Annotated in this window: 8 protein-coding genes and 1 pseudogene; 8 read left to right on the forward strand and 1 reads right to left on the reverse strand. The window is 64.7% G+C overall.

The genetic code is table 11. The features are described 5' to 3' along the window. From ACXJKH_RS10380 to ACXJKH_RS10410, 7 genes are all read left to right on the forward strand, one after another. Positions 1-280: DUF4376 domain-containing protein (locus ACXJKH_RS10380; RefSeq protein WP_457319369.1), on the forward strand; the 280-nt coding region annotated here is incomplete at its 5' end. Next, positions 277-975 carry a phage minor tail protein L gene (locus ACXJKH_RS10385; RefSeq protein WP_457319370.1) on the forward strand — a complete coding sequence of 233 codons (699 nt, stop codon included), beginning with the start codon at positions 277-279 and terminating at the stop codon, positions 973-975. The genes ACXJKH_RS10380 and ACXJKH_RS10385, both read left to right, overlap by 4 nt. A gap of 207 nt (positions 976-1,182) precedes the next feature. Next, positions 1,183-1,920, forward strand: coding sequence for a C40 family peptidase (locus ACXJKH_RS10390; protein ID WP_457319371.1), 738 nt, complete (start codon positions 1,183-1,185; stop codon positions 1,918-1,920). Then, the gene (locus ACXJKH_RS10395; protein WP_457319372.1) at positions 1,913-2,509 is read left to right on the forward strand and encodes a tail assembly protein; all 597 of its coding nucleotides are present in this window, start codon (positions 1,913-1,915) and stop codon (positions 2,507-2,509) included. Before ACXJKH_RS10390 ends, ACXJKH_RS10395 begins: the two co-directional genes overlap by 8 nt. After that, positions 2,506-6,138, forward strand: coding sequence for a host specificity protein J (locus ACXJKH_RS10400; protein WP_457319373.1), 3,633 nt, complete (start codon positions 2,506-2,508; stop codon positions 6,136-6,138). The genes ACXJKH_RS10395 and ACXJKH_RS10400 overlap by 4 nt, the downstream gene beginning before the upstream one ends. Then, positions 6,135-6,539, forward strand: coding sequence for a hypothetical protein (locus ACXJKH_RS10405; protein ID WP_457319374.1), 405 nt, complete (start codon positions 6,135-6,137; stop codon positions 6,537-6,539). The genes ACXJKH_RS10400 and ACXJKH_RS10405 overlap by 4 nt, the downstream gene beginning before the upstream one ends. 41 nt (positions 6,540-6,580) lie before the next feature. After that, positions 6,581-7,264, forward strand: coding sequence for a hypothetical protein (locus tag ACXJKH_RS10410; protein ID WP_457319375.1), 684 nt, complete (start codon positions 6,581-6,583; stop codon positions 7,262-7,264). On the opposite strand, the gene ACXJKH_RS10415 is transcribed toward ACXJKH_RS10410, so the two are convergent. Then, on the reverse strand, positions 7,265-7,930 hold the full coding sequence (locus ACXJKH_RS10415; RefSeq protein ID WP_457319376.1) for an SOS response-associated peptidase: 666 nt from the start codon (positions 7,928-7,930) through the stop codon (positions 7,265-7,267). Positions 7,931-8,188: 258 nt separating this feature from the next. Here ACXJKH_RS10415 and ACXJKH_RS10420 point away from each other — a divergent pair. Continuing rightward, positions 8,189-8,391 (forward strand): annotated as a pseudogene (locus tag ACXJKH_RS10420) (hypothetical protein); the annotation flags it as partial.

Raw genomic sequence — 8,391 nt, forward strand, 5'->3', positions numbered from 1 at the left:
GTTGGGAGGGGTGAGGGTCGGCACCACCTTGGACGACCAGAACCGCATCAGCGGCGTGCTATCGGCGATCGCGCTTGGCGGGCTGGAGGCTGTCGACTTCAAGGCGGCAAGCGGCTGGGTGCGGCTCACCGCCGCGCAGCTGCAGGGGATCGCACAGGCGATCTCAGGGCACGTGCAGGCGTGCTTCTCGGCGGAGCGGGCGCACCACGAAGCGATCGCTGAGATCGACACGCTGGGACAGGCCGAGGCGTACGACGTGACTCAGGGGTGGCCGGGATGACGATCACCGCTGACATCCAGAGCCTTGAGCCAGGCGCTCGCTTTATGGGGTTCGAACTGGACGCCAGCCGCATGGGGGCCGATCAACTGTTCTTCCACGCCCACCGGCAGGAGACTCCGATCTTCTGGCAGGGGCAGGCCTACGGTCCTTGGCCCGTCGAGGCGACCGGCTTTGCCCGGACAGGGGATCAGCCGCCGACGCCCCGGTTGAAGGTTGGCAACCTCGACGGATCCATCACGGCAATGTGCCTGATGTTCGGCGACCTGGTGGGGGCCCGCCTGATCCGCCGGCAGACGTTGGTCAAGTACCTGGATGCGGTCAACTTTCCCGGCGGCAATCCTACCGCCAACCCGACCGAACACTTCCAGGACGAGATCTGGTTCATCGAGCGCAAGGCGGCGGAAACCGACGAGTACATCGAGTTCGAGCTGTCCACCGCGGCGGACCTCAACGGCGAGCAGCTGCCAGGCCGGCAGATCATCGCGGGGACGTGTGGCCACCTCATCCGGGGCGGCTACCGAGGGCCCTACTGCGGTTACACGGGCAGCGCCTGCTTCGATATCAACGACAACCCGGTGGACGACCCGGCGCTCGACGTGTGCCCCGGCCTGCTGCGCAGCTGCAAGCGCCGGTTCGGCGAGAACGAGGAACTGCCCTATGGGGGCTTCCCCGCCTCCGGCCGCCTTCGGACGTAGCGCGAAAGATCAACGACGGTGAATGCCACTGCTGCGTGGGTGGCGTGGGAAGGGAGGAAGACGGACGAGCGGCCGAGGCGCGAGACGTAAGGCCCCTGATACCTCCACTGAGAAGACCACGCCATAGCTCTACCAGGGGATCAGCACCGGGCACCGTCACCAATTACCAAAGGCCCGCACTTGGCGGGCCTTTTCTATGGGCGAAATATGGAAACGACGACCCTTCAAGCCATTCAGGCCCACGCCGTGGCCGAGTATCCCCGGGAGTGCTGCGGGCTGGTGGTGCTGACCGCGCAGGGCGAGGAGTACATCCCGTGCAGGAACACGGCTGAAAAGCCGACGGACAACTTCCGGCTTCCGGGTGAGGACTACATTGCCGCCGAGGACCGCGGCGAGGTGCTGGCGCTGGTGCACAGCCATCCCAACGGATCGGCCGAGCCAACGGATGCCGACCGAGTCATCTGCGAGAAAAGCGGCCTTCCGTGGCACATCGTCAGTGTCGGCCAGGTGGACGGCGTACCCGAGTGCGGCGACGTCCGCAGCTTTGGTCCCTGCGGCTATGAGGCCCCGCTGGTAGGCCGGCAGTTCGCACACGGCACCCTCGATTGCTACACGCTGGTGCAGGATTTCCACGCGCGCGAGCTTGGCATCCGTCTCGGCCAGTACGAAAGGGCGGACGATTGGTGGCTGCAGGGCGAGGATCTCTACAGCCTCGATCGACTGCGGGCCGAGGGATTCGAGCTGATCAGCGACGCGCCGCAGCGGGGCGACATGGTGGTCATGCAGATCCGCGCTGAGGTGCCCAATCACGCCGGTATCTACCTGGGCGACGGGCAGATGCTCCATCACCTGCAGGGTCGCCTTTCCGAGCGCGTGATCTACGGCGGCTACTGGGCCGAGCGCACCCGCTACATCGTCCGGCATCGCGAGGCGCGCCATGGATAAGCTGCGGACGGTTCGCCTCTACGGCGTGCTGGGCGCGCGCTTCGGCCGGCGCTTTCGCCTGGTCGTGAGCAACCCTGCCGAGGCCGTGCGCGCGCTGTCGGTGCAGTTGCCGGGCTTTTCTGAGTTCCTGGCGTCAGCCAAGGACAAGGGCATGGAGTTCGCCTTCTTTGTCGGTTCCCGGAACATCGGTAAGGCCGAGCTTGACGATCCACCCGGCGACGATGATATCCGCATCGCTCCGGTGCTGGTCGGCTCAAAGCGTGCCGGCGTACTGCAGACGATCGTGGGCGCTGTCCTGATCGTCGTTGGCATCTACGGCAACATCGCCGGCGGTTGGGGACAGCCCTTCATCAATCTTGGCGTGGGCATGGTCATGGGAGGCGTTGCCCAAATGCTCGCGCCGCAGGCGCGAAACCTCGGCGCCAAAGACAGCCCAGAAAACACCCCGAGCTACAGCATGAACGGTGCCGTCAACACGCAGGCGCAAGGCAACCCTGTGCCGCTCGCATACGGCGGGCACGACGAGAAAGGCATGTACGTGGGCTCGGCAATTATCAGTGGCGGCATCATGGCGGAGGATCAGACTTGAGCGCATTGACGGTCGCAACCCCGCATTCGTACGGCCCCTCGCAGGCTGGTGCAAACCCGCTTTCGATCGTGGACCTGCGAGGGGCGAAGAAGGGCGAGGCGACGGCTCGCCAGCCTGTGGAAACCCCCGACAGCCTGCGCTCCATCGCGCGCGCCCGCATCTTGGACCTGATCAGCGAGGGTGAGATTCGTGGCCTGGTGGATGGCAACCGTTCGATCTTCCTGGACGGCGTGCCGATCGAAGGCCCCGGCGGCGTCCTGAACTTTCAGGGTGTGCGAGTGGAGCTTCGCTCGGGCACGCAGGATCAGTCGCACATTCCAGGCTTCCCGAGCGTCGAGAACGAAATCGGCGTTGGCGTCGAGCTTCGGACCGATACGCCGGTCGTGCGAACGGTGTCAGGCAGCGAGTTGTCGGCGATCCGAGTTCGCTTTGGCGTCCCGACGCTGCAGAAGCTGAACACAGAGAACGGCGACACCGAAGGCTACAGCGTCGGATATGCGATCGACCTGTCGACCGATGGCAGCACGTCCTCGACTGTGTTGAGCAACGCGTTCACCGGCAAGACGACCACCCTGTATCAGCGTAGCCACCGCATCGACCTCCCCGCTGGCCAGAGCTGGCAGATTCGCGTGCGCCGCCTCACGCCGAACGCCAACAGCAACACCGTCGGCGACACGGTGAACGTGGAGTCCATCACCGAAGTGATCGATGCCAAGCTGCGTTATCCGAACTGCGCCTTGGCGGCGGTCGAGGTCGACGCAAGCCAGTTTCAGACCAAGCCGAGTACCGCCTACCAAATTTGGGGGCGCATCGTTCAGGTGCCGAGCAACTACGACGTCGCCACGCGCACCTACAACGGCATCTGGGACGGCACCTTCAAGCCTTCATGGACGAACAACCCGGCGTGGATCTTCTACGACCTGGTGGTCAACGACCGCTTCGGGCTGGGCCATCGGATCCCGGCGGCGTGGGTTGATCGCTGGCGGCTGTATCAGATCGCGCAGTATTGCGATCAGCTGGTGAGCGACGGCATGGGCGGCCGGGAGCCGCGCTTCGTGTCCAGCGTCTACATGCAGACCCGGGGTGATGCCTACAAGGTGCTGCAGGACATGGCGTCGATGTTCCGAGGCGTCAGCTTCTACGCGGCCGGCCAGATGATGGCCTCCTGCGACATGCCTCAGGATCCGATCTTCACCTACACCGCAGCGAACGTGGTCGATGGCAAGTTCGGGTACGAGGGAACAAGCCTCAAGGCCCGCCATACCGTCGCCCTTGTATCGTGGTCCGATCCGGACGACTTCGGCCGGCAGAAGGTTGAGACGGTCGTCCATCGTGAAGGCGTGGCCCGGTACGGGATCAACCAGATCGAGGTGACGGCGATCGGCTGCCACTCGCGATCGCAGGCACAGCGCGTTGGCAACCACATCCTGTGGACGGAGTATCTGGCGACCGAAACCATCAGCTTTGTCGTCGGGCTCGAGGGCATGATCTGTCAGCCCGGCGACGTCTTCCAGGTAGCCAACAAGTACCGCGCTGGCCGCCGCAACGCTGGACGCATCCGGGGGGCCACTCTCGATACCCTGACCCTCGATGCTCTTCCCCCGGCCATAGGCCCCGGTGACACCCTTCGGGCCACCCTGCCTACGGGGCGCACCGAGGCGCGCACTGTGGCGCAGGTTACGGGCAATACGGTGCGGGTTATCGCGCCGTGGTCGGCTGTTCCGGTCAAGCACTCGATCTGGTGTGTTGAAAGCGCCGATCTGGCCCTCCAGCAGTTCCGGGCAGTGTCGATCACGGAGGAGACGCCGACTACTTTCCGGATCACCGGCATCCACCACGTCCCGCAGAAGTTCGCGGCGATCGATGACGGCACCCGGCTGGAGCTGCCGCCGATCAGCATCATCCCGCCTTCGGTTCAGCCGCCGCCGGCCAGCGTTGCGCTGACCTCGCGGTCGGTGATCGACCAGGGCATCGCCAGCCACATCCTGAACATCGCTTGGGAGCGGGCGGACAAGGCGATCGCGTACGACGTCGAATGGCGGCGCGATGACCTGGATTGGGTCCGGGCCGGCCGGGTTGCGACGGCCAGCCTTGACGTGCCCGGGATCTATGCRGGCCGTTATCTGGCCCGCGTCAGGGCCATCAATGCCCTTGGCGTGGCCTCCATGCCAAAGCTCAGCCCCCTGACCGACATCGCTGGCAAAACCACGCCGCCGCCGGCACTGACGTCGCTGGCAGTGGCGAGCATCGTTTTCGGTATCGACTTGGCTTGGGGCTTTCCGCAAGGCGCGACCGATACGGCGAAGACGGAAATTTGGTACTCGCCGGCAGACGATCTGGAAAACGCGATCAAGCTCGGCGACTTCGCCTACCCGCAGGCGCGGCACTCAATGATGGGCCTGGCTGCTGGGGCGCGGTTCTTCTTCTGGGGCCGCTTGGTCGACCGCAGCGGGAACATCGGTCCGTGGTATCCGGCCAGCCGTGGGGTGATGGGCGAAGCCAGCACCAACGCCCAAGCGATCTTGGACTACCTGGTCGGCAAGATCACGATGACTGAGCTGGCGCAGGAGCTGCAGCGCGAGATCGAGAGCATCCAGAGCTTGGTCCCGCTGTTGTGGTCGGCAGATGCCACCTACGCGGCGGGTCAGACGGTCGTGTTCGAAGGCCGCATCTACCTATGGACGGGGGAGGAGGCCGGCAACGAAACGCCGCCGGCAGATCCCTGGCGCGATATCGGCGGGGTGCTGCAGGAGGCAGGCGCGATTGTTGGCCGGCTGGACAGCTTCGAGCAGAGCATCACCGAGCTTGAGGGCCAGGTGACCGCTCAGGGCAAGAAGGTGGATGGCCTGTTCGCCCGCCTCGACGTTATTGGCGCGGGCGATGCGGTCGGTGGAGCGGGCGACGCTCACTTCTACGCCGGCACCATGACCATCCAGTCCGTCATCACCCAGGGCGACCTCGCGCAGGCTATTCGGCTCGACCAGGTTTCGGCCGGCCTCACTCAAGGCCTGACCGAAGTCAGCGCATCGGTGCAGCGGGAAAGTAGCGCGCGTGTGGAGGCGGACCAGGCTCTCGCCCGGGACGTGACGACGGTGCAGGCGAAGCTCGGGGACACCCAAGCGGCCGTGCAGCAGACCTCCGAGGCATTGGTCGGCTTGGACGGGCGGGTGAAGGCTGCGTACTCGGTCAAGGCTCAGATCAACGCTGATGGCCGGATCTACGCCGCCGGCATGGGCCTCGGCGTCGAGCAGTTGCCCGACGGCAGCTATCAGTCGCAGTTCCTTGTGCAGGCTGATCGCTTCGCGCTACTGAACGTCTCCAACGGCGTTACCTCTACCCCGTTCGTCATCCAGGGTGGTCAGACGTTCATCAACCAGGCTTTCATCGGTGACGCGTGGATCACCAATGCCAAGATCGCCAACGGCGCGATCGACAACGCGAAGATCGGCAACTTCATCCAGTCTGACAACTACGTGCCTGGGCAAACCGGCTGGCGTATCGACAAGTCGGGGGCCATGGAGATCAACGGCATGACGCCAGATGGCTACCGGGTACGCATGGTCAACACCGGCTTGTACCTCTACTACCCGAACGGCAATCTCGCCATCGAGCTTGGAGCATTGGCATGACACAAGTGGGGCTTCGCGTGCGCAGCCCTTCGGGCTACGTGGAGACGACAGTAACCACCAAGCTGACCAAGACGATTGGCCGGTACGCGATACCGCTGTTCGACGCGGTCAGCAGTGGAAGCGGATCCGGGCGGCGCTACACCGCGCCGGCCGCAGCAAACGGGGGGCTGACCATCGATGCGTTCCAGGGTGGTCAGCCCTTCTTCTATTTCCTGGCGAACGGGCAGAAAAGCATGTGGGGCCTGCTGCTGCCTTCAGTAACCGTCACGTCCAATTCAATCTCCTGGAATTGGTCAGATGCCGCGGTGAACCAACACGTTCGGGCTGAACTGTTCGATGCATCCACCGCCGGCCGCGACTGCGTGGGCGGCGTCATCTTGGTCTATGGGGTCTACAGCTGATGGCCGCTGGTTTGAGAATTCGGAACCAGGACACGGGCCTGGTGCAGATCGGAACCGGGTATCGAAACCTGGAGCTGATCCAGTCGGGGGTAATGAACACGTCCGCCTTCATCGGCGGGGGCGACATTCGCTACTCGAGGACGCCGTCGGGATTCCTGATGAGCACCTTGGGTAACGACTATCTGCACGTGGTCCGGTTCGTCAGCGACACAATCGGTGCCGCGTCCGGGTACGGTATCTCGCAGGAAAACAACAGCTTCAAGGTCTGCGTTTTCTCGAACAGCCCGACCAAGAGCTTGGAGTACTACACGTTCGGGTACTCGGGAAACCAGCCCTCTGGCCCGGTCGGCCTGCGCATGCGCAATCCAGACGGTACGGTGTTCTACGATTCCCGCCGGAAGCCGTTGCGGGTGCTGGCGTCCGTGCCGTTGCCCAATACCACCGGGCCGCTGGTGCACCTCGGCCAGTTCTTCCCAGGGACGAAGATTGGCCTGGCGCTGGCAAATCCCCGGTACTACTACCGATCGCCATATCCGGAAATTTGCTCCATGGCGACCGACTTCCTGCACATGGACTCAGCCAACAATGTGCGCCTGTCCGTAGGGCAGGTATGGAATCAGAACCGTTCCACGGCCTTCACCGTGGGCGACACGGTGATGGCAAACCAGGACGCTGTGATGCTGGTGATCGACCTGACCGAAATGCCCCTGAATTTCACGGCGTGATCAGGCCACGGCCTCAAGCAAGGCCTCGCTGTTGTTGCGGGGCGTGTTCACCGCGCGGTTGACCCGGTAGGCCTCCATCGCAGGCGGCTCGCTGGCGAGCAGCATTGCCATAGCGTCATCCGGCGAGGCGGTCATCCATTCCTCGGCCTGGCCGGGGTCCAGCCACACCGGCATGCGGTCGTGGATGTCAGCGGAGACGCCGCTGCTGTCGCCGGTGATCACGGTAAAGGTGCCGAGGTTGTCGGGGTCGAGGAGGGGGCTGGTGTCTTCCCACAGTCCGGCGGCCCACAACGGGGTCGCCGCGTGAATGAACCATGGATCTTTCTTCCCGTCCTCGGCGTTAACCGACCACTCGTAGTAGCCGGCCATGGGGATTAGGCACCGGTGCTTCTTGAAGGCGGAGCGGAACGCCGGCTTGGTGGCCACAGTCTCGATGCGCGCATTGATGGTCGACCCCTGTAGCTTCTTGGCCTTGGCCCAGAAGGGCAGCAGGCCCCAGGCCAGGCGCTGCAGCTGCAGGCCATCGCCGCGGTCCAGCATCACCGCGGCGCGCTGTGTTGGCGCCAGGTTGTAGCTGGCCGGCATGGATAGCAGCTCGCCCACCAGCTGGGGGAAGCCCAGGCTGGCGGCATCGCGGATCGGGGTCTGGACGAATCGGCCGCACATGGCCGAACCATACTCCCTGCGGCTGTCCCTGACCTTCGCGTGGCGTGCACCCCGACGGGCCGCGCCCGAGACCGCTTACTGGCCGGCGCTGGATTCCCCGGTGGCGCCCCCTGGCGCGAACGCGCAACCTATCCATGTCGGACCCGGGGCCATTGGCTGCTCAACCCGGGGGCGCCTGAGCCGCGCCGCGCCGACACCTTCGCGGCCCGATTACATCCAGTCGCGGAATCTGAGATCCCGGTCCGTATCCTGCGCGCCATGCTCCCGCCCTGCGACTACACCGAATTCATGATTGCGCCCCGCCCGCAAGGCTGGGTGCAGCACGGTGAACACTGGGGGCTTTGGTGGGGCAACCGGCAGATCGCCAGCGTGCAGCCATGCTCCGATGGCATCCGCGTGACCTTGGCCTGCAGGAAACTCTGGCAGGACAAGCAGGTCCGGGCGGCCAGCATCGACCAGGG

The sequence above is a fragment of the Stenotrophomonas sp. P5_B8 genome, assembly GCF_054049855.1.

Excerpts from the sequence above, each read along its gene's own strand:
- ACXJKH_RS10385 (WP_457319370.1), top strand. The coding sequence starts at position 277 with ATGACGATCACCGCTGACATCCAGAGCCTTGAGCCAGGCGCTCGCTTT.
- ACXJKH_RS10415 (WP_457319376.1), bottom strand. The coding sequence starts at position 7,930 with ATGTGCGGCCGATTCGTCCAGACCCCGATCCGCGATGCCGCCAGCCTG.
- ACXJKH_RS10390 (WP_457319371.1), top strand. The coding sequence starts at position 1,183 with ATGGAAACGACGACCCTTCAAGCCATTCAGGCCCACGCCGTGGCCGAG.
- ACXJKH_RS10395 (WP_457319372.1), top strand. The coding sequence starts at position 1,913 with ATGGATAAGCTGCGGACGGTTCGCCTCTACGGCGTGCTGGGCGCGCGC.
- ACXJKH_RS10405 (WP_457319374.1), top strand. The coding sequence starts at position 6,135 with ATGACACAAGTGGGGCTTCGCGTGCGCAGCCCTTCGGGCTACGTGGAG.